At 63.5% G+C, this 20,045-nt stretch carries 20 protein-coding genes; 14 read left to right on the top strand and 6 right to left on the bottom strand.

What is annotated here, in order from left to right; translation table 11 throughout:
* Positions 1–22 precede the first annotated feature (22 nt).
* Complete coding sequence (locus tag V4U86_RS21925; RefSeq protein WP_395308007.1) at positions 23–763, top strand: SDR family oxidoreductase; 741 nt, start codon at positions 23–25, stop codon at positions 761–763.
* A 169-nt stretch (positions 764–932) separates the two neighbouring features.
* On the opposite strand, the gene V4U86_RS21920 is transcribed toward V4U86_RS21925, so the two are convergent.
* Entirely contained in the window at positions 933–2,156 is a 1,224-nt protein-coding gene (locus V4U86_RS21920; RefSeq protein ID WP_395308006.1) for an acyl-CoA dehydrogenase family protein, read from the bottom strand.
* Between the two features lie 52 nt (positions 2,157–2,208).
* Positions 2,209–2,793, bottom strand: a complete 585-nt coding sequence (locus V4U86_RS21915; protein ID WP_395308005.1) for a flavin reductase family protein — start codon at positions 2,791–2,793, stop codon at positions 2,209–2,211.
* A gap of 83 nt (positions 2,794–2,876) precedes the next feature.
* Here V4U86_RS21915 and V4U86_RS21910 point away from each other — a divergent pair, with 83 nt between their 5' ends.
* Both V4U86_RS21910 and V4U86_RS21905 read left to right on the top strand, forming a co-directional pair.
* Complete coding sequence (locus V4U86_RS21910; protein WP_395308004.1) at positions 2,877–3,173, top strand: hypothetical protein; 297 nt, start codon at positions 2,877–2,879, stop codon at positions 3,171–3,173.
* A gap of 234 nt (positions 3,174–3,407) precedes the next feature.
* The gene (locus V4U86_RS21905; RefSeq protein ID WP_395308003.1) at positions 3,408–4,025 is read left to right on the top strand and encodes a TetR/AcrR family transcriptional regulator; all 618 of its coding nucleotides are present in this window, start codon (positions 3,408–3,410) and stop codon (positions 4,023–4,025) included.
* A gap of 18 nt (positions 4,026–4,043) precedes the next feature.
* On the opposite strand, the gene V4U86_RS21900 is transcribed toward V4U86_RS21905, so the two are convergent.
* Genes V4U86_RS21900 through V4U86_RS21885 form a run of 4 tightly spaced genes read right to left on the bottom strand, consistent with a single transcriptional unit; the run spans position 4,044 to position 8,666 of the window.
* The gene (locus V4U86_RS21900; protein ID WP_395308002.1) at positions 4,044–5,828 is read right to left on the bottom strand and encodes a sigma-54-dependent Fis family transcriptional regulator; all 1,785 of its coding nucleotides are present in this window, start codon (positions 5,826–5,828) and stop codon (positions 4,044–4,046) included.
* A 32-nt stretch (positions 5,829–5,860) separates the two neighbouring features.
* On the bottom strand, positions 5,861–6,340 hold the full coding sequence (locus V4U86_RS21895) for a Zn-ribbon domain-containing OB-fold protein (RefSeq protein WP_395308001.1): 480 nt from the start codon (positions 6,338–6,340) through the stop codon (positions 5,861–5,863).
* The gene (locus V4U86_RS21890; RefSeq protein ID WP_395308000.1) at positions 6,337–7,524 is read right to left on the bottom strand and encodes a thiolase family protein; all 1,188 of its coding nucleotides are present in this window, start codon (positions 7,522–7,524) and stop codon (positions 6,337–6,339) included. The genes V4U86_RS21895 and V4U86_RS21890 overlap by 4 nt, the downstream gene beginning before the upstream one ends.
* Positions 7,524–8,666, bottom strand: a complete 1,143-nt coding sequence (locus V4U86_RS21885) for a hypothetical protein (protein WP_395307999.1) — start codon at positions 8,664–8,666, stop codon at positions 7,524–7,526. Before V4U86_RS21885 ends, V4U86_RS21890 begins: the two co-directional genes overlap by 1 nt.
* 141 nt (positions 8,667–8,807) lie before the next feature.
* On the opposite strand from V4U86_RS21885, the gene V4U86_RS21880 reads away from it, so the two are divergent.
* The 11 genes from V4U86_RS21880 (at position 8,808) to V4U86_RS21830 (ending at position 20,044) form a co-directional block, all read left to right on the top strand.
* A complete protein-coding gene (locus tag V4U86_RS21880; protein ID WP_395307998.1) occupies positions 8,808–9,935 on the top strand; it encodes a hypothetical protein in 1,128 nt (375 codons plus the stop codon).
* A gap of 46 nt (positions 9,936–9,981) precedes the next feature.
* Positions 9,982–11,142 (top strand): acyl-CoA dehydrogenase family protein, encoded by a 1,161-nt coding sequence (locus tag V4U86_RS21875; protein ID WP_395312160.1) that lies wholly within the window; start codon positions 9,982–9,984, stop codon positions 11,140–11,142.
* Complete coding sequence (locus V4U86_RS21870; RefSeq protein WP_395307997.1) at positions 11,142–11,585, top strand: hypothetical protein; 444 nt, start codon at positions 11,142–11,144, stop codon at positions 11,583–11,585. Before V4U86_RS21875 ends, V4U86_RS21870 begins: the two co-directional genes overlap by 1 nt.
* An 85-nt stretch (positions 11,586–11,670) precedes the next feature.
* Entirely contained in the window at positions 11,671–12,003 is a 333-nt protein-coding gene (locus V4U86_RS21865; RefSeq protein ID WP_395307996.1) for a MaoC/PaaZ C-terminal domain-containing protein, read from the top strand.
* Between the two features lie 166 nt (positions 12,004–12,169).
* Entirely contained in the window at positions 12,170–12,883 is a 714-nt protein-coding gene (locus tag V4U86_RS21860; protein ID WP_395307995.1) for an MlaE family ABC transporter permease, read from the top strand.
* A 19-nt stretch (positions 12,884–12,902) separates the two neighbouring features.
* Positions 12,903–13,757 carry an ABC transporter permease gene (locus V4U86_RS21855; RefSeq protein ID WP_395312159.1) on the top strand — a complete coding sequence of 285 codons (855 nt, stop codon included), beginning with the start codon at positions 12,903–12,905 and terminating at the stop codon, positions 13,755–13,757.
* 4 nt (positions 13,758–13,761) lie between these two features.
* The gene (locus V4U86_RS21850) at positions 13,762–15,132 is read left to right on the top strand and encodes an MCE family protein (protein ID WP_395307994.1); all 1,371 of its coding nucleotides are present in this window, start codon (positions 13,762–13,764) and stop codon (positions 15,130–15,132) included.
* Positions 15,133–15,178: 46 nt separating this feature from the next.
* Positions 15,179–16,210: an MCE family protein gene (locus V4U86_RS21845; protein ID WP_395307993.1), complete on the top strand. Its 1,032-nt coding sequence runs from the start codon at positions 15,179–15,181 to the stop codon at positions 16,208–16,210.
* Entirely contained in the window at positions 16,207–17,565 is a 1,359-nt protein-coding gene (locus tag V4U86_RS21840; RefSeq protein ID WP_395307992.1) for an MCE family protein, read from the top strand. Before V4U86_RS21845 ends, V4U86_RS21840 begins: the two co-directional genes overlap by 4 nt.
* Positions 17,562–18,890 (top strand): virulence factor Mce family protein, encoded by a 1,329-nt coding sequence (locus V4U86_RS21835; RefSeq protein ID WP_395307991.1) that lies wholly within the window; start codon positions 17,562–17,564, stop codon positions 18,888–18,890. Before V4U86_RS21840 ends, V4U86_RS21835 begins: the two co-directional genes overlap by 4 nt.
* A 5-nt stretch (positions 18,891–18,895) precedes the next feature.
* Entirely contained in the window at positions 18,896–20,044 is a 1,149-nt protein-coding gene (locus tag V4U86_RS21830; protein ID WP_395312158.1) for a virulence factor Mce family protein, read from the top strand.
* Position 20,045: the final 1 nt, after the last annotated feature.

The following is a 20,045-nucleotide window of genomic DNA, read 5'->3' as shown; positions in this document are numbered from 1 at the left end:
AGACCACACCCAGAGGGGACACATGACCATCAGCTTCGATTTCGCTCAGCGCACAGTACTGATCACCGGCGCCGCGCAGGGCATCGGGAAGGCGTTGGCCCAGCACTTCGCGGGGTCCAATGCCCGGGTAGCTGTCGTCGATCGGGACGAAACCCTGCTCCGGTCGGAATGGGCGGGACACGGTGCGAACATCTTGCTGATCGCAGCAGATGTGGCCGATGCAGAGGACGTGGGGCGCGCGGTGGCCGCAGTCGTCGAGACCTGGGGCAGTATCGACGTCGTGGTCAACAATGCCGGCATCGCGCGTGACGCCGTGGTGTGGAAGCTGTCCGACGAGCAGTGGGCGTCGGTACTGGCTGTCCATCTGGGTGGCACGTTCAACATCACCCGTGCCGCCGTTTCGCATATGCGTGCCAACGGTTTTGGACGGATCATCAACGTGACCTCCTACACCGGTATGCACGGGAACATCGGCCAGTCGAATTATGCGGCGGCCAAGGGGGGAATCATCGGGTTCACCAAGTCCGTGGCCAAGGAGACTGCCCGGTTCGGAATCACCAGCAACGCCATCTCGCCCAACGCTGCGACGGCCATGGTCGCCGCGGTGCCTGCCGACAAACTCGCAGAGATGACCGCCACCGTCCCGCAAGGTCGCTTTGCCGATCCTTCCGAAATGGCGGCAGCCGTGGCCTTCCTGGCCTCCGAAGAGGCTGCGTACATCACCGGTGTAGTGCTACCGGTCGATGGAGGTGTCTCGATGTAGCCCTCCCAGGCGTCAGCACTGCCGACCCCATACCTGTTGCCCCCCGGCCGAAGATGTCCGGGGGGCAACTGCTTTTAGCCGTTTCTGCGTCGGCGTGCGCTGACTCGTCGAAACCATTGAGGGCGAGGTTCGGTGTCCGAACCTCGCCCTCAATGAGTCTTTGGCACGTCTAGCCGAACAGCCCAAGCGCGGTCTTGCCGATCAGGTCATAGGCCTGGTTGCTGTTGACAGGGTGGTAGATGCCCGCGCGTGCGTCGCGGAACAGTTTCTCCAGTGGTGCACCCCGCCGGATACCACCGCCACCGAGCAGTCGCAACGCGGTGTCGGTGACATTGATCGCGGCCTCGGTTGCTGCGACCTTGCCAATGGACACCCGTGCTGGACGTTCGATGGGATTCCAGTTGGCGTCGGCACCGTCGAACAGGGCCTCAGCGGTACCGCGGACGGCCCACTCGGCGGTCTGCAGCTCGGTCCAGGCCTTGCCGAGCTCGTACTGGACATAGCCCACGTCACGGACTGCCTTCTCTTCGCCTTCCTGCGTGCGGCCCAGGCTCTTCTTGCTCAACGATTCACTGACCAGCCTGAGCGCGCGCTCACCCACGCCGAGGTAGACGCCGGCGAACGGGAAGCAGGCCCATTCGATTTCGTTGAACAGGCCGTTGCGGTAGGAGCCGCTGTAGGCCTCGGCGGGCACCGGTACCTTGTCCAGGATCAGTGTCTGGGTTCCGCTGGCGCGCATCGACATCGTGTTCCAGGTCCGCCGGATCGACAGACCCGGGGTGTCGGCGGGAATCACGAAAACAGCTTCACGCTCGGCATGCTCGCTGAATGTCTCGGGCAGGCTGCCGTCCTCGTTGCTGATCACCGCGGTGAAGGCCACGATGTCGGCGTTCTCGATGTAGGTCGCCCAGTTCTTGGCACCGCTGGCAAGCCAGCCTCCGTTACCGTCCGGCACGCAGACAGTGTCGGACAGGCCGCTGATTCCGGCCCGTTCCTCACTGAGGGTGCCCGACAGCATGGAGCCGTCCTCGACGATCTTGCTGAACAGTCGTTCGCGGGCCGGTTCGTCGAGCAGCTCGCGGAAAATGCCGACCATCACGTGATGCATGTTGAACGAGAGCGTGATTGCCGGGTCGCCATAGGAGGCCAGTTCCTTCTCGACCAGCGCAGCGGTCCACACGTCGGCACCGAGACCGCCATACTTCTTCGGGATGACCAGTTTGGGTAGGCCGCTCTCCTTGTACAGCGGGACCAATTCCGACGGGAACAAATTGTCCTCGTCGGCCCGCTTGCCGAATTTCTCGAATTCGACGGCGAGTTTGCGCGCGCGAGCCACGAGTTCTGCGCGCTCTTCCGCGGTGACTTCGACAACATGCTTGGGGGTGGTGGACATATCAGCCTTCCTTACTTTGCTTTTGAATGCTTTTGATGGTGTGAATCTGTCACTACGACTTGCTTGCGAGTCCTTTACTGTGAATGTTTGCGGTTATAGATGAATGTTCGCCGACCGAATGCCAGGTCCGGTCCTGATAAACCAGCCGACTTCCGTCTGCTGTCCGGACGTGCTCGGGGCGGCGACGTGCTTCGATCACGTCCGCGATAACAATTGTGGAACCCGCCGTACGGATCTTCTCGATGCTGCGGATCAGCAGGATGTCTGCGGCGGAAGGGAAGTATGGTTCGCCGGAGGGCAATCGGTCCCACAGTGTGGTATCCGCGAACCGGTCGATCCCACTGGTGGCGCAGAGCTGCGCCAGTGCCAGATCATGTGCATCGAGCAGATGCACAACGGCCGTGTCGGATTCGATGAGCGTGGGCGCGCTCGACGAGGCGTCGGTCACCGTGAATATCAGCCGCGGGGGGTCTGCGCTGAGTGAGGTGACCGAGGTGGCGGTCAAGCCCACTGGGCCTGACCCGCAGTCGGCAGTGATGACGGCAACGCCTCCTGGGTGGCGACGGAACGCGTTCTTGAAGTGTTCGCCGATCGGTCGCTCGTCATCGGTCTCATCGTGTTGGCGTGCGTTGGTCATGCCCGGGAGTCCCTTCCGGTTGATTGCGGCGTTCCATTTCGGCCGGTGAATGGCGCGGAGGTGTGTCCCGATATACTCAATTGGTGCGAATAAATATCGATGATTCGCCCTTCTCGATTGAGGGCCTCGACATTTTCACGGAATTCTCTGCGGTCACCGCTGATGAGCAGTGGCGCACGAGAACCAGACCCGGTGTGCGCGTGGACATAGAGAGCGAACACGTCTGGATCGACTCCGATCTGATCGCTGCCGCAGCGGACCGCGCCGAGTTGCCGCCGTCCTGGCGCGAGGGCTTCGAGCGCATGCGCAGCTTTGCCGACACCAAGGGTTGGCTGGATGACCGCGGTTGGATTCGTGCTCACGTGGTCACCGGCGGATGAGAACCGGCCTGCGCTGATGGTGCAACCTGTCTCGACGAACACCTTGTTGGCCTCTCAGGGGTTCCGGGAAGGTGCACTGCGCGCCCTCGCTGACCGTGACCACACGCTATGTTCAGCGGTACGTTGTGAGGTGTCGCACAATGAAACGGTGCCGGACGGCGAGGGAGCGATGTTCACTCAGTGGCGGCGGTGTAGCGCCTGCCGGCCGACCCTCAACGCGGGCAGGTGTTTTCGATGACCGGATTGGCGTCGTCCAACGCCGGCTCGCCGGCAAAGCGGACGCGACTGGAAGCCGATGATCGGCGCGACCAGATAGTGGCCGCCGCCCGGCAGTTGTTCGCGCAACGGGCTTACGAACAGGTGTCCACCGGTGAGATCGCGGCGGCGGCGGGTACTACCCGTACCAACGTGTTGTATTACTTCAAGTCCAAGCGGGATCTGTTCCTCGAGATCGTCGATCGCTTCTCGCGGATACCCGATGCCGGAACCGTCGGTGAGACCGACGCCGATGTGCGCACCCGGGTGCGCACGGTTCTGTTGCGGTGGCTCGACGGCGTGGAGCGCAATCGGGGTACTTACCTCACAATGGTGCACGCGTCGTCGAGTTCCGATCCGAAAGTCAGTGGTGCACTTCGCAACAGCATGCAGACCTGGGAAGAGAAGCTGCTGCGCATCGTAGCCCTCGATATCGACGATCCGGCCAACCATGCGATGGTTCGTAGCTTTCAGTCCATGGTGACCGACGCGACCAAGGCGTGGCTGGAGTCTGGCGAACTGGACAAGGCGCAGGTCTTGGCGTTGTTGACCAACTGCTTGATCGCGGTGGCGCAGAGCGCATCGGAATCGGTGTAGGGCCCGCCCGTCCCCGGATCAGAGGACGGCGTTGTCCATATCGATACCCAATGAACGCATCTTGCGGTACAGCGTCGAGCGGGCGATGCCGAGCATCTCGGCGGCCTGGTGCTTGTTGCCACCTGAAGTGCGGATTGCGTCGACGATCGCTGTTGCTTCGGCGCGCTCCAAGCCGACGAGCCGGCGACGCGAGGTGATCGCCGCCAGATGTGTGGGAAGTTCGTTCGCGCTGACGTAGTTATACCCGGTCTCGGAAACAATCTGTGTGACAAGTCGTTTCAGGCCTGCGATGTTGTCGGGCCAGTCAACCCGCGCCAGGGCACGCAGCGCATCAGGCATCCACTGCACGGGGTCGCGGTCGGCGCCCGCTTCGGCGGTGAAGTGCGCCACCAAAGTCGGGATGTCGGTCGGGCGCTCGGAAAGCGGTGGCACAGAGATCACGGACGGGAAGGTGGCGAGCGCGGCGTCGGTGACATGCTGGCGATGTGGCCACGTCGCGGATGTGGCGATGATGCGGGTACTTGTGGCGCGATGGGCCAGCAGGTCGCACATCGATGCCACCATTTCCGGGGCCAGCTGGTCGAGGTGGTGGAGGAGCACCGTAACGTTTTCGGGTCGGCACAATGCCGGCGCGGCGGTCGTGCTCAACCAATGTGGGTTCGCCGCGGAGGCAGCAGCGTCGAGCTCAATCGTCGGCTGGCCCTGGCTGCATGCGCGGGCCAGCGCGGACTTGCCCACGCCTCGTTCACCCACCAGAAGTAGGCCGGGGGACCCCTTCGCACGGGCGATCTGGTCGACCACGGAGGTCCATCGCTCGCTGTGACCGATGAGCCCGGGCAGTTCGACCGCGGTGACGCTACCCCCAGGACGGGTCTCGGCCCGCTTGAGCTTGAGTACCACGCCGATCACGGAGCCGTCGCTGACAACCGTGTGGTGATCGACGACCACTGGTTGGGGGCCGCCCAGTGCGGCGGGTCGGCCGGCGCTGTCCGGATCGCTGAGCACCCGTGCGGCGTACTCCCACAGCACCGCTTGATCGACGGAGCCGAGCATGCGGGTGGCGGCGGCGTTGGCGACCACAGTCTTCTCGTTGACGGCCACCACCGCGTGTCGGGCGTCGCGCCGCTCGTTGACGAACGCCCGCATGAGCCCCTGTTCGGCGGTGGTGGCCGAATCCAAGAGGCACCGTTCGACTTCGGTGGCGATATCGCAGACCCAGGGCACCGCCAACGGCGAGGTATCGCGGAAACGGGTGATGAGATTGACACTGCCCACGACGCGTTGGGTCACGGGGTGGGTGATCACCATGCCGGCGGAGGTGAACTCGACGAACTGGGCGCCGAAGTGTTCGGGTCCGCGCACGAAGGTGGGTGCGGAGGTGATCAGTGTGCTGCCGCTGGTGGTTCCCAAAGTGGTCTCCGAAACCAGGAATCCCGGCTCGACGTCCAGGCGCGCAAGGCGAGCCATCAGATCGGCGTCGCCGACCCAGTGCCGGAGAATGACACCCGCCGCGTTTGTGAGGAACAGACACGACTCTGCGGCAGACAGGCCGTCCATGCGTTTGCCCATGACCGTGACGGCCGCATCGAGAAGGCGTAGGTCTTGCTCGGGGGTGGGTTCCCCGCTCGGTCCGACCCGAGCGGGGCTCAACCCGTAGCGGACGCTGCGCAGCCACGATTTCAGCACGGTGTCCGAAATTTGCCGGTCCTCGCCAAGCGCTCGCTGGCGCTCGCGAAGCATCTGCTGAATATGCTCGGTGACGGGACCGGTATCACTCAGGTTCGAGTCTGTGACGTGACGCACATCGTCATTATGACGCTGCTACTGACACCCTGTCAAGGTACTTGAACTGTGCGTTCGGCAGCGATGGGAACAAAGTGTGCGATGTCCAGGATCTGGCCCGTGCGCTCGGAAGACCACTGCGCGCGCACACGGGTGCCGAACGGCAGGGCGTCACGGACATCTTTGCTGGGGTCGAATTCCACGCCGACCACCCAATGCATCAACAGGGTGCTGGCGCCGTCGAGCCGGATGGCGCCGACTGCGTACGGGGGCTCGGGGCTGCCACGGAATCCGTGCCAGGCAACAGTGAATACCTCGACGGTGCCCTCTGCGGGCAGCTCCACCCACTCGCCGGTGGGCACGAAGCAGGATTCGCAGTAGGCCTGCGGCGGCACGAATACCCGGTCACAGTCCGGGCAGCTGTTGCCCAGGATCTTCTGCTCCTGCAGACCTTCCATGAAGCGGCTCCACGTCGCGCCGAGGTGAATGTCGTAGTGCAGGTCCCAGTGGACGGCCTGCGTGCGTGCGGTCATGACGTGGAGCTCCTTTGGTAGGTTTCGAACACAGCCAGGTTCTCGAACTGGAAGAACGTGCCACCGGTGCCGTGGGCCAGGGACCGACGAGCGCCGCTGACCTGAATCGGTGCCGGGGCGTCACCCATGACCTGCAGTGCGGCATAGGCGTAGGGGGCCAATTCCCCGGCGACACCGGCGTTGGTGCATTTCGGTCCACCGGACATGTTGACCGGCAGGCTGCCGCCCAGATCGGTCGCACCGGATCGAATCAGTTCGATGCCCTGGCCTGGGCCGGCGAATCCAAGTGCCTCCAGGGCCAGCGGCTGCATATGGGCGTAGGGAGCGAAGATCTCGACGACATCGAAGTCGCGCAACGGATCCCTGACATCGGCGAGCGCGTAAACCCTACGGGTCAAGATGGCCAGATTCTGCATCTGCGAGAAGTCGCCCTTACCTCCGCCCAGATAGGGGTCACTGGACATGCCCATGGCTTTGATCAGTGCCGGGGTGGCCGAAAGATCATCACCATCGTCGGGATCGGCGACCACCATGGCCACCGCCGAGGTCGACACCGGGCACACCATCGGTTGCGTCAGCGGTGAGGACAGCGGGCGACCGCTGACAACGTCCTCCTTGGACACGGGGTAGCGCAGGTGCGCGTGTGGATTGCGTTGCGCCTTTGTGTGATCGGCGACGACCACGGTGGCCAGATCGTCGGCGGACATGCCGAATCGTGCTTGATAGGCACTTGCAGCGAAGGCGCCCATGTGGTAAGCACCCATGCCCAGCGGTTGCTCGATGATCATCGGCGAGTTCGTGTTGATCGCGGCCTGCAGGTCCGATGCCCCGAAGAATGTGGGCCCACCGACCACCAGGACACGGCGGTGGGTGCCGGCGCGCACCATCCGTGCGGCCACCTGCATCAGGTTGCCGCCTGTGGTTCCGCCGGTGTTGATGATGGTCAGCGGCAGATGGTCGCCGACGCCGAGCAACCGCGTCTGGCTCTTGCCCGCCAGCACGGTGCCTTCGAATCCGTCGATGTTGCCGGTGACCACAGCGTCGAGGCTGTCGGGTCGAACACCACTGTGTTCGAGGGCCGCCCAAGCAGCCTGCTGGCACAGTTCCAGGACAGAACTCTCTTGTTTACGCGGGGAGGTCGCGTCGGTCAGGCCGACGCCGACGACTGCGGCACGGTAAGGCATCAGGCCGCCTCCACCACGAACGTCGTGACATCATCAGAGATCGGACCGGTGATGGTGTCCACTGAATGAGCGACCCCTACCGCGCCGGCCGGTGTGTCTTGCAAACCCTCGACGACCTCCAGCAGTCGCAGCGCGCCGTTGGCCAGGCCGGGGAAATTGGCGCGCACACCCCCGCTGGGATTGATGTCGGTGCCTGCGGATGCTCTGATTCCCAGCGCGGCCAGAATCGGGTCGTGCAGCGCAGGCGTCAAGGCGGTGGCTTCCAGGACGGTAGGAGCCAGCAAGTCGGCCGTCAAACCGGCACCTGCGTAGGCCTTTTCGGCCGCGCGCCGGGTGGTGGCGGCCGGATCCTTCAGCCATTCACCGGACCAGGTGTAGGAACCGGTGGCGTGACCGAAACCGGTGATCCGGGCAGTACGGCCCAAACAGCGACCGGCGCGAGCGGGCGAGGCGAGCACGACTGCGATCGCGCCGGTCGACTGCGCGGGCAGCATCAGTTCGTGCAAGGGCCAGGCGACGGCCGCAGAATCCAGCACGCCCTGGTGGTCCACCGGCGAACGGCGTATAGACCGCTCCCGTGATGCTCCACGATTGATCTCCGCTGCGGCCAGTTCTGCCATTTGTGTCACCGATACACGGTCCGAATCCACCTGGCGGCCGGCCTGCAGCGCCAACGCGATGTCGGCGGTCAGGCCGACGGGGCGGTCAAAGTGCGGCTCGAAAGCCAGATTGGACACCTGCGCGGCGAACCGGTCGCGTTGCACTGCATCGTGAGAACGGGTTTCGGGATTGTGAACCACCACCGCGACGGCGACCTCAGCATCGCCGGCGGCAATGGCCGCCGCGGCTGCACAAATCGCCACTCCCGAATCCCCTTCGACGCGGAACGCGTCAGCCAGGTAGCCCCCGGTAGCAGTCGTCGTAAGGCCGGCGGAAATGCTGCGCCCGTCAACCACATCCAGCGATGCCAGCACCGACAGGCCCACATCCTGCTTACGCAATCCCGCTTCCTTCAGTCCGCGAAACACGACGTCGAACACCAGCTCGTCGAGCATCGCGTCATGTTCGGGCACGAACGGCGTCGCGGCCAGGCCGACGACGTGGACCGGGTCCATCGGACGCGGTCCGGATCTCAAAGTCATCTCACTCCTCAAGGTCGAGTAGGCCAGACACTAAGAGCCTGGCCCGCCGGACGGATGTCCCATCCCGCGACAGAGACCTGAGCCGCAACTGACTCAAACTGCGACACAATTCACATCGGCGCCGATGGCAGCCTGCTGGACATGCCGACGCTCGATGAGGGGCTTCCAGCAAACGCTGACCCGAACGCCACCGCGCCACGGCCAGCAACCGATCAAGTGACGCCGACGTTAATTGTCGACGCGCTATTGGACACGACGGCCCAGCATGAGCTCCGCACGGCACTGCGCGACCTGCTTGCCGCAGCCGCAGTTATCGCCGCCCACGAACGTCCATCCAGCAACGCGGCTGAAGGCCCTTCGATCTGGCGGCTGATGACATCGCTTCTTGCCCGCGCCGCAGTGGCAACTGACGCAGATTCTCAACACCGACAACGGATGTGGGACACCCTGTCGGTGGTTGCACAGGAACTCGGGCGGGTCACCGTGGACGTTCCCTTTCTGACAAGCTCGGTCGCCGCGGTCACCATGACCGAGCGATCCGCCCAGCACGCACTGACCTCCGCACTGCGTCGAGGTGCCACCACAGCAGTGTTTCTAACCCCCTACGAACAGCCTTTTCGGCTGAACTCCACAGGTAGTTTCCACGACGGCAGGGTATGGGCGAGCGTTCCTGGCGTCGCAGGGGCCGGGCAGGCAGACCTGATGTTGATTCTCAGCGGCGACAAGCTCCTCTGCATCGACTCGGCCTGGGCCGAACTGAGGCTAACTGAGTCGCTCGACGCGACGCGCACGCTGGCCGACGTGACGCTGACTGGCGCGCACGCTACGGTCCTGGCCGAGGATGATCGAGCGCTGGCGGCAGTGGCGCGCGCATCCCAGGCAGCGTCAGCGATTTTGGCCGTCGAGCAGGCCAGTCTTGCCGAGACCAGTCTGCGGATCCTCTCCCGCGAACTTGAGGTAGCCTCCGTCGAGCAACTGCGGGCCGGCGTCGACAAAGCAGCCGGGGCGGCTCACTACGCCGTGCAATGCCTGGCCGCAGACGATCCCCACACGGACGTCGCCGTAGCGACCGCGCGGATGGTCTGCTCCACGGTCTCGGTCCGGGCGGCATCCGCAGTTCAACAAATGCGCTGCTCGCACGGCCGGGCGGTGTTCCCGCTCGCAGAGCGCGCCCTGGGCAGCGCCATGGCCTTCGGTGGACCGAAGTGGCATCGCCGTCGGCTCGCTCAGTTGCTCACTTCCCATGCCGTCCTAGATAACCCAAGTTAAGGAGCACCCGTTGACCTCATTACCTGTATCCGATCGTTCTGCCACGATTTCGTTGCAACCCACCGATGAAGAGGTTGCGCTGCGCGACGCGGTGCGCGGCGTCGTCTCGCGGTTCGGGCATTCCTACTTTCAGGAGTGCTCGCGCACCGGTGAGCCCATGCAGCGGCTGTGGGACACGCTGGGGCAGTTGGGCTTTCTCGGTCTGAACATTCCCGAGGAGTTCGGCGGGCAGGGCGCCGGGCTGACCGAGTTGGCCATCGTGCTCGAAGAGCTCTCTGCCGGTGGCTGCCCTGAATTGGCGATGGTGCTCAGCCAGGGAATCGTGGGGTCCATCCTGCCCCTGCACGGCAATGACGAACAGAAGCAGCGGTACCTGCCCGGTATCGCCAGTGGTGCAGAGAAGTTCGTGTTCGCCCTGACCGAACCCGACGCCGGGTCCAACTCGCACAATGTGTCGACCACCGCAGTTCGCGATGGCTCTGATTGGGTCGTCAACGGGACCAAGTACTACATCTCGGGCATCGACCATGCAGATCATTTCCTGTTGGTGGCCAAGACCGGGGTCGACGAGAAGACCGGGCGTGGTGAGCTCACCTTGTTCATCGTCGATGACGTGAACCTGCCCGGCTTCGACAAGCAACTAATTTCCACCGCGCTGCGCGCGCCGGAACGCCAGTACACTCTTTTCTTCGACGGGATGCGGCTGCCGGGGGACTGCGTGGTCGGCGAGGTGGGGCGCGGATTGCAGCCATTGTTCGACGGACTCAACCCCGAGCGGGTGCTCAGCGCCGTGATCTGCACCGGAATCGGTCGCTACGCTTTGGACAAGGCAACCGACTATGCCCGGACCCGGCGGGTCTGGGGCGGTGCGCCGATCGGCAGTCACCAGGGCGTCGCACATCCGCTGGCCGAGGCCGCCATCGAACTCGAGGCAGCCCGCACCATGGTTTGGCGCGCGGCGGCGCTGTTCGATGCTGGTTTGACCGCCGGCGAGGAGTCCAACATGGCCAAGTTCCTGGCCTCACGCGCCGGAATGAAGGCTCTGGACACCGCCATTCAGACCCACGGTGGTAACGGACTGGCCGAGGAATACGGGCTGGCCGACCTGTGGTCGATCGTGCGACTGCAGCAGATCGCCCCGGTCTCCACCCAGATGGTGCTCAACCACTACGCCCAGCACGCACTGAAACTGCCGAGGACCTACTGATGACCGTCAGCGTCGAGGAATTGCAGCAGCAGCTTTCCGGGAAGTCGCTACCGGGTGGCTCAATCGTGATCGAGGCGCACGAGGCGGCGATTGTCGATGACGCGCTTCGCGCCAACGACGTCGCCGACGGCGTGGCCCATCCCTTCTGGTTCATCGTGACGTCGCTGCGCTGCATGGGTATCTCTGTCGAAGAGCTGTGTGCTCTTGCAGTGCAGGGAGATTCGGATCTGCTGCTGTTTGGGCAATGCGAGGTCGAGCAGGACCAGCCGATGCTGGTGGGGCAGCGTTACAGTGCGGACGCGGTGATCTCTGCGGTCGGTTCGACCACCACCCGCGACGGATCGCGGCTGGACAACATCGATGTTGTGGTGAGCATCCGCGATGCTTCGCGCCTTGCGGTAGGAAGCGTGATGAGTCGCTACCTGTTCAAGAGAGGACGATGAGATGACGAGCTTACAGTCAGCGACCGTAGGGACCGAGCTGCCGCCCTGCACGGTCACCTGCGTCCGTGATGAGGACATCCGCATCGTGGCGTTGGTTCTGCGGGATCCCAATCCCATTCACTACGACCTCAAAGAGGTTGCACGCCTTGGTCTCGGTGACCGTGCGGTCAACCAGGGGGGCGCGACGATGGCCTACATCGCCGGCTACCTTGCCGAGCTGACCGGCAGTCGTGCCGCGATCAAAAAGCTGTCGTGCTCATTCCGCGGCAACGTGTTCGCCGGCGATGACGTGACTATCGGCGGCACAGTGACTTCGGTGACCTCCTCCGATCAGGGGCAGTTGGTGGGCTGTGACGTGTGGGCCGATGTCGTGGGCGGCAAGCGGGCGATAACCGGATCGGCACTGATCCGCGTCTGAGCATGGAAGGTGCTGGAGCACAGACCTTCACATCGGTCCTGACAAAGGGGATAGCAGTGGGTAGAACTAGGCAGAGCAGCCTGAGTGGCCGCGAGGGATGTCGATGATACAGCTCGGCTCGACACCCTTCGCCAAACCTCTTCGCGCAGTTGGCGGCTTCTTCGGAATGACGCTCGACGTCCTGGTGGGCATCTTCACCTCGCCTCTGGCATGGCGGGAGTACCTGGTGCAGTCGTGGTTCGTGGCCCGGGTATCGATGTTGCCGGCGGTGCTGATGATCATCCCGTACGCGGTCATCAACACCTTCATCTTCAACATCCTGCTCGGTGAATTCGGCGCCGCCGACTTCTCGGGGGCCGGTGCGGCATTCTTCAACGTCAATCAGATCGGGCCCATCGTGACAGTGCTGGTGACCGCCGGCGCCAGCGCCACCGCGATGTGCGCAGACCTGGGTGCGCGCACCATCCGCGAAGAACTGGATGCGCAACGGGTGATGGGTATCGACCCCATCCAGGCGATGGTCATCCCGCGGGTGTTGGCTGCGACCACGGTATCGGTCGCGCTCATGGGTCTGGTGGTTCTCGTCGGGATGCTGGCCTCGTTCTTCTTCTGTGTCTTCGCGCTCAACGTCTCGGCAGGTGTCTTCGTTTCCGGAATGACCGTGGTGACTGGTCTCGGCGACGTCGTTGTGTCGATCATCAAGGCCTTCTTGTTCGGGTTGGGCGCCGGTTTGATCGCCTGCTACAAGGGAATTTCGGTCGGTGGCGGGCCCGCCGGCGTCGGCAATGCCGTCAACGAAACCGTCGTCTTCTCGTTCATGGTGCTATTCACCATCAACATCATCGTCACCGCTATCGGTGTCCAATTCACGTTGCAATGATCCCGGACGGAATCAACTGATGACTTCTTCAGCCCCCGCCAAACGATTTCCGCGGCTGGCACGAACGCGCGTCCGCATGGTTGCGGGTTGGGACCGCGTCGCCGAACAAACCGAGTTCTACTTCCTCACGTTGGCGCGCATCCCTGACGCGGCGATCAACTATCGACCCGAGGTGCTGCGCTTAATTGCCCAAATGGGTCTCGGCTCAGGTGCATTGGCGTCTATCGGCGGAACGATCGTCATCGTCGGCTTCATGACAATGACGACCGGTGCGATCGTCGCGGCCCAGGGTTACACCCAATTCCAGTCCGTGGGCGTTGAGGCTTTCACCGGCTTCGCCTCGGCGTTCTTCATCCCGCGCCTCATCATTCCCGGCACGGCGCAGGTGACCTTGACCGCGACCATCGGCGCCGGCGCGACCGCCCAGATCGGCGCGATGAAGATCAACGAGGAAGTCGATGCACTGGAAGTGATCGGAATTCGCAGCGTCACCTACCTCGCCGCCACGAGAGTGCTGGCGGGCACCATCGTGGTGATCCCGCTGTACGCCACCGCCTTGATCATGGGGTTCATCGCCGCCCGGTACGGCACCACCCTTGTCTACGGGCAAGCAGGGGGCGTCTACGACCACTACTTCAACACGTTCCTCAACACCCAGGATCTGGTGGTCTCCTTCGCTCAGACCATCGCCATGATAGTGATCGTCATGCTCATCTGCACCTACTACGGGTACACCGCCGGTGGGGGACCGGCAGGGGTGGGCGAGGCAGTCGGCCGCGCTGTGCGGGCATCGATGGTGGTCGGCGCAATCGTGCTGATGGCCGTGACGCTGGCGGTCTACGGTCAGTCCGGCAACTTCCATCTGGCGGGATGAACAGATGAACCCAACTCACAAGAAGCGACGCATCTCCAAGCGATGGTGGCCTGTAGTTCTGATATTAGCCGTTGTCGCACTTGTTTTCGCGTCCGCGGCATCGTTTCTTGGTTCCTTCCGCTCCGTCGTGGCTGTGACGCTGAACTCTGATCGTTCCGGGCTAGTTCTGGAGACCGGCGCCAAGGTCAAACTGCGCGGCGTCGAGGTGGGCCGGGTTCGGACCATCAGTAGCGGCAGCCAGGGCGGCGCTCAGATGGCGCTGGACATCGATCGTGACCAGATCCGCTTCATCCCGGCCAATGTCGAGGCCAGGATTGCCGTGACGACGGTGTTCGGTGCCAAGTTCATCCAGTTGACCCTGCCGGAAGACCCCAGTCCGCAACGCCTTTCCTCCGGCGCGCAGTTGCAATCGTCTAATGTGACGCCCGAGGTCAACACGGTGTTCGAAAACGTTGTCGATCTACTGGAGATGGTCGACCCGGTCAAGCTCAATTCGGTGTTGACCGCCGTGGCTGACGCGTTGCGCGGGCGCGGGGAGCGCATTGGTCAGGCGACCACCGGCCTCAACGAGGTCCTGACGGCGCTCAACACCCGCAGTGATGTCTTCCGCGAGGACATCCGTGCGCTGGGTGACTTCAGCCAGACTTACGCGGCCGCGGCCGACGATATCGTCTCCATTCTGGACACGTTCTCGACCACGAGTGCCACGGTCACCGATCGCCAGGATGCGTTGGATGGCCTGTTGCTGAATACGATCGGCCTTTCTCAAGATGGAACGAGTCTGCTGACCTCCAGCAAGGACAACCTGGTCACCGCGATCAACAGCCTGGAGCCGACTACACGACTGCTGCAGATGTACAGCCCCACCTATACCTGCACGCTGCAGGGTGCCGACTGGCTGATCGAGAACGGAAAGGGACTCTGGGGAGGTGACGGACGGACCTTCGTCGTCGATGTCGCTCTGCTGCCCGGCAACGATCCCTACCGGTACCCCGACCATCTGCCCATCGTCGGCGCCAAAGGTGGTCCGGGCGGTAAGCCGGGCTGTGGATCGCTACCCGATGTGACCAAGAACTTCCCGGTGCGGCAGTTGATCACGAATACAGGCTGGGGGACGGGACTGGACATCCGGCCCAATCCCGGTATCGGCAGTCCCTGCTACGCCAACTATTTCCCGACCACGCGGGCAGTGCCGGAGGCGCCGAGTATCCGCAAGTGTCTGCCCGGCCCGGCCCCGGGTCCGCAACCCTACCCCGGGGCACCGCCCTACGGTGCGCCGCTCTATGGACCCGGCGGTGTGCCGCTCTGGCCAGGGGTTCCCCCTGCCCCGGCCCCGGCACCCGCCCCGCCTCCGGTCCAGGCTGGGCAGCCATGACGCCGCGAATCGACAACGACGTCGACAATGAGGAAGGACGGACGCGATGACCAAGGATCTTGTCGGAGTCATCTGGCGACTGGCGGCGTTCGTGACCGCCTGCGCGCTGGCTCTAGCTGCAACCATCATTGTGTTCGCGCAGTTCCGATTCGGTAGTGACACCGACGGATACAACGCACACTTCAGCAATGTCTCGGGCCTCCGCGAGGGCGACATGGTCCGGGTCGCAGGTGTCGAGGTCGGAAAGGTCAAAGGCATCGAGGTCAATCGCGATGCCACGGTGCGGGTCAACTTCACCGCAGGGCGCGAAGCGGTGCTGACCGATGGCACCCGCGCCGAGATCCGTTACGACGATCTCATCGGAGGGCGCTATATGGCACTTACCGACGGCGCGGCCAGCGCCAAGGTGCTTGCGCTGGGCTCGACGATCCCGCTGGACCGCACCCAACCGGCGCTGGACCTGGACTCGGTCACCGGCGGATTCCGGCCGTTGTTCCGTGCTCTGGACCCCGAACAGGTGAACGAACTCAGCGGTCAGCTGTTGGATGCATTGCAGGGTGAGGGTGCGACCATCGGCTCGTTTCTCAACCACGCGGCGGCGGTCACCAACACGCTGGCCGACCGCGACGTGCTAATCGGCCAGGTCGTTGACAATCTGAACGTTGTGCTGGGATCACTGGGCGGCCAGAGTGACCAGTTGGACAAAGCAGTGACCAACCTGTCGGAACTCGTGGCCGGACTGTCGGAGCGTCGGACCGACATCAGCAACGCCGTCGCACACACCAACGCCGCGGCGGGGTCGATCGCCGGACTCCTGGAGGAGACACGGCAGCCGGTGCAGCGTGTTCTGCACGAGACCGATCGGGTCGCCGGCAACGTGCTGCTCGACCACGAGTACTTCGACAAGATTCTCAACGAGCTCCCCGACAAATACCGAATGCTCAACCGGCAGGGTATGTATGGCGACTACTTCAGCTTCTATTTCTGCGATGTCGTCCTCAAACTCAACGGTAAAGGCGGCCAACCCGTCTTCGTCAAGGTGGCCGGCCAGAGCACGGGAAGGTGCGCGCCGCGATGAAGATGAACAGAACGTTCTCGGAACGAAACCCGCTCGTACTGGGCACTGTCGGTCTCCTAGTCGTGATCGTGTTGGCTGCCGCGGCGCTGGGCAACCAGATGCTCCCCTTCATCAACCAGAACAAAAGCCACACCGCATACTTTTCTGACGCCGGTGGGTTATTCACCGGTGCCATCGTGCAGGTCTCGGGCTACCCGGTCGGCAAGGTCACCGACATTGAACTGGAGGGACCGGGTGTCCTGGTCACCTTCAACGTCCCCGACGATTTGCACCTCGGTGAGCGAACCGAGGCCGCCATCACCACCAAGGGACTGCTCGGCACCAAAGAGTTGGACGTCATCCCGCATGGGGAGGCTGAGCTCGATGGAGCTATCCCGATGGATCGGACCACCTCTCCCTATCAGCTGCCCGATGCGCTCGGCGAACTCGCCACCACCATCAGCGGTCTTGACACCAATCAACTCTCGGACTCGTTGTCTACGCTAGCCCAGACATTCGCCGATACGCCTCCGCAACTGCGCGACGCTGTCCAAGGGGTGGCGAGGTTCGCCGACACCCTCAACAGTCGTGACGAACAGTTGCGCACGCTGCTGGACAACGCCGCCAAAGCGACCGGTGTGCTCGCCGAACGAACCGACCGGATCGTAAGCCTCATTCAGGACACCAACGCGGTTCTGACCCAGCTCCGTTCGCAGAGTGCCGCGCTGGATCAGCTGGCCGGCAACATCTCAGCGGTCTCGCAACAGCTTAAAGCGTTCATCGCAGAGAACCGCGCCGAACTTAAGCCTGCGCTGGAGAAGCTGAACGGTGTCCTAACTATCGTCGACAACCGCAAGGAACGCATTCAGGAAGCCGTCAAGGGGCTTAGTACCTACGCCATGTCCCTCGGCGAGACCGTGGCGTCAGGGCCGTTCTTCAAAGCCTACGTAGTGAATCTGCTGCCGGGTCAGTTCGTCCAGCCCTTCGTCGATGCCGCCTTCTCCGACCTCGGCTTGGACCCGAACGTCCTGTTGCCCTCCGAGCGAACAGACCCCCAGGTCGGCCAACCCGGTACGCCGGCGCTCCCAGTGCCGTACCCGCGAACTGGTCAGGGCGGGCCGCCGCGGCTCCACCTACCGGACGCCATCACCGGCAATCCCGGTGATCCGGGGTGCGGGCCGCCCGGGGTGCCGCTGCCCGGCCCGACAGGCTGCTACCCCTACCGCGAGCCGGAGCCGGCTCCGCCACCGGGTGGCCCACCACCGGGGCCCCCTGCCATCGATCCGACTGCTGCCCAATCAGTGCCCGAACCCACACCCTCGCCAGTCTTCGTACCGGCACCGGGTGAACCGCCCGTGCCAGGAGGACAGGGATGACCACGTGGATTCGACAACCGAAGGTTCTATTAGGCCTCGGCCTGGTCGTGGTTCTGGTGGCTGCCGGCTACCTCGCTGTCACCATCACCGAACGCATCGGCCGCACTTTGGTGGTCGGCTACTTCGACAACAGCACCGGACTATTCGAAGGTGACGACGTCCGCATCCGCGGAGTGAAAGTTGGACGAGTCGACAAGATCGAACCAGAGCCGGAGCGCACCAAAATCACGTTCTGGTTCGACAGCGAGTACAAAGTTCCCGCGGAGGTCAACGCCGTCATCCTGTCCCCACAGCTCGTGACCGGCAGGGCAATTCAGCTCACCCCGCCCTACGCGGACGGCCCTACAATGACTGCCGGGGCGGTGATCCCGCAGGACCGCACGGCGGTACCGGTGGAATGGGATGACGTGCGTGCTCAACTGGAACGGCTCACCGACATGCTTCAACCCACGCCCGGGGGACAGGTCAGCACGCTCGGCGCGTTGATCAACACTGCCGCCGACAACCTGCGCGGCCAAGGCGCTGATATCCGCGAAACAGTGGTCAAACTGTCCCAGACCGTGTCGGCACTGGGCGATCACAGCAAGGACATCTTCGGCAGCATCAAGAATCTGTCGACACTGGTCACCGCACTTAAAGACAGCGGGGATCTTCTCGGTCAACTCAACGTCAACCTCGCCGAGGTTTCCGGCCTGCTCGCTGACGACCCCCACGAGGTGGGCCAGGCAGTGCAAGATCTGAACTCGGTCGTCGGCGATGTGCAAACGTTCATTGCCGAGAATCGTGAACCCATCGGCATAGCCGCGGACAAGCTTTCATCCATCTCCACGGCGGTTGCCGCCAGCCGCGATGACCTGGAACAGGCTTTGCACATTCTGCCGACCGCGGCTGTGAACTTCAACAACATCTACGAACCTGCCAACGGGTCACTGACCGGCGCATTGTCGGTGAACAACTTCGCCAACCCGATCTCATTTCTGTGCGGAGCCATCCAGGCAGCGTCTCGGCTCGGGGCTGAACAAGCATCCAAGCTGTGCGTGCAGTACCTGGCTCCGATTGTGAAGAACAGGCAGTACAACTTCCCCCCGTTGGGGGAGAACCTCTTCGTCGGCACCCAAGCTAGGCCCAACGAAGTGACCTACAGCGAGGACTGGATGAGGCCCGATTTTGTTCCCCCAACACCGGTTGCACCAGCTGCGCCGGCAGGTCCGATGCCTGGGGCCGCACCGGCTCCGCTTGCGGCCGAGGCGCCACCGCCGGCCGTGTCCACCGACCCTGCCGCCGGCTTGACCGGCATGATGACCCCACCCGGAGGTGGATCGTGAGGACAGTGTGGGCACGACGGGCGACTGCAGTCGCCACAGCGCTGATCCTGGGCGTTTCCCAGGCAGGTTGTAGCTGGCGGGGCGTCAATTCGCTGCCGCTACCGGGCACCGAAGGAAAAGGCCCGGGCTCCTACACCATTCAGGCCCAGATGCCGGATGTGAACAACATCCAGCCCAACTCGCGGGTTCGGGTGGCCGACGTGACCGTCGGACACGTGTCGAAGATCGAATTGCAGGGCCATCACGCCCTGGTTTCCATGAAGCTCAATCGCGATGTCAATCTTCCCGAGAACGCAACGGTCAAGATCGGGACAACAACGATCTTTGGTTCTCTGCACATCGAGCTGGCCGCGCCCACCGACGAGCCTGCCCAGGGGCGACTGCGTCAAGGGTCCCTCATCCCATTGTCGCGAGCCGGTGCGTTTCCCACCCCGGAACAGACCCTCGCGTCACTTTCGTTAGTACTGAACGGAGGTGGGGTCGGGCAGCTCGGCGACATCACAGAGGCGCTGAGCACCGGGTTCCGGGGACGTGAGGGCGACGTTCGCAGCCTCATTCAACAGTCTGAGACGTTCGTCGCTACCCTCAACGACCAGAGCTCAGACATCATCACCGCCACCGAGAGTTTAAACGAACTAGTTGGCAAGTTCGCCGCCCAGCAACCGGTTCTCGACCGCGCCGTGACCGCTATTCCAAATGCTTTAGCGGTTCTGAACAGCCAGCGCGGCAACCTCGTTGAGGCCGCAGACCAGCTCGGCAAGTTCAGTGCGCTGACCACCGAAACGGTTAATCAGAGCAAGGAAAATCTGGTCAAGGAACTGCACCAGGTCGGCCCGGTGCTGGAGGCGTTGGCCAATGCCGGTCCCAGCCTGACCAAGTCGTTGGGTCTGATCCCCACTTACCCGTTCCCCAATGCCAATATCGACAAGTTCCAACGCGGTGACTACACCAACCTGACCGCAGTGATCGACCTGACGTTGAGTCGCATCGACGCCGGGCTGTTCACCGGGACGCGCTGGGAGTGTGACCTGACCTGGCTGGAGTTGCAGTGGGGCCGCACGATCGGCCAGTTCCCCAGCCCCTGTATGGCCGGCGGACCGGGCGGTGTGAGCAACCCGCTGACTGCCCCCTACCGGATGGATCAGGGGCGCTGAC

Origin of the sequence: Mycobacterium sp. AMU20-3851 (assembly GCF_043974665.1) — a bacterium.
Classification (GTDB): Bacteria; Actinomycetota; Actinomycetes; order Mycobacteriales; family Mycobacteriaceae; genus Mycobacterium.
The sequence above is the reverse complement of the archived record's forward strand: the minus strand, read 5'-3'. Positions and strand labels throughout refer to the sequence as shown.

Excerpts from the sequence above, each read along its gene's own strand:
- V4U86_RS21925 (WP_395308007.1), top strand. The coding sequence starts at position 23 with ATGACCATCAGCTTCGATTTCGCTCAGCGCACAGTACTGATCACCGGC.
- V4U86_RS21920 (WP_395308006.1), bottom strand. The coding sequence starts at position 2,156 with ATGTCCACCACCCCCAAGCATGTTGTCGAAGTCACCGCGGAAGAGCGC.
- V4U86_RS21915 (WP_395308005.1), bottom strand. The coding sequence starts at position 2,793 with ATGACCAACGCACGCCAACACGATGAGACCGATGACGAGCGACCGATC.
- V4U86_RS21905 (WP_395308003.1), top strand. The coding sequence starts at position 3,408 with ATGACCGGATTGGCGTCGTCCAACGCCGGCTCGCCGGCAAAGCGGACG.
- V4U86_RS21895 (WP_395308001.1), bottom strand. The coding sequence starts at position 6,340 with ATGACCGCACGCACGCAGGCCGTCCACTGGGACCTGCACTACGACATT.
- V4U86_RS21890 (WP_395308000.1), bottom strand. The coding sequence starts at position 7,524 with ATGCCTTACCGTGCCGCAGTCGTCGGCGTCGGCCTGACCGACGCGACC.
- V4U86_RS21885 (WP_395307999.1), bottom strand. The coding sequence starts at position 8,666 with ATGACTTTGAGATCCGGACCGCGTCCGATGGACCCGGTCCACGTCGTC.
- V4U86_RS21880 (WP_395307998.1), top strand. The coding sequence starts at position 8,808 with ATGCCGACGCTCGATGAGGGGCTTCCAGCAAACGCTGACCCGAACGCC.
- V4U86_RS21870 (WP_395307997.1), top strand. The coding sequence starts at position 11,142 with ATGACCGTCAGCGTCGAGGAATTGCAGCAGCAGCTTTCCGGGAAGTCG.
- V4U86_RS21860 (WP_395307995.1), top strand. The coding sequence starts at position 12,170 with ATGACGCTCGACGTCCTGGTGGGCATCTTCACCTCGCCTCTGGCATGG.
- V4U86_RS21855 (WP_395312159.1), top strand. The coding sequence starts at position 12,903 with ATGACTTCTTCAGCCCCCGCCAAACGATTTCCGCGGCTGGCACGAACG.
- V4U86_RS21850 (WP_395307994.1), top strand. The coding sequence starts at position 13,762 with ATGAACCCAACTCACAAGAAGCGACGCATCTCCAAGCGATGGTGGCCT.
- V4U86_RS21845 (WP_395307993.1), top strand. The coding sequence starts at position 15,179 with ATGACCAAGGATCTTGTCGGAGTCATCTGGCGACTGGCGGCGTTCGTG.
- V4U86_RS21840 (WP_395307992.1), top strand. The coding sequence starts at position 16,207 with ATGAAGATGAACAGAACGTTCTCGGAACGAAACCCGCTCGTACTGGGC.
- V4U86_RS21835 (WP_395307991.1), top strand. The coding sequence starts at position 17,562 with ATGACCACGTGGATTCGACAACCGAAGGTTCTATTAGGCCTCGGCCTG.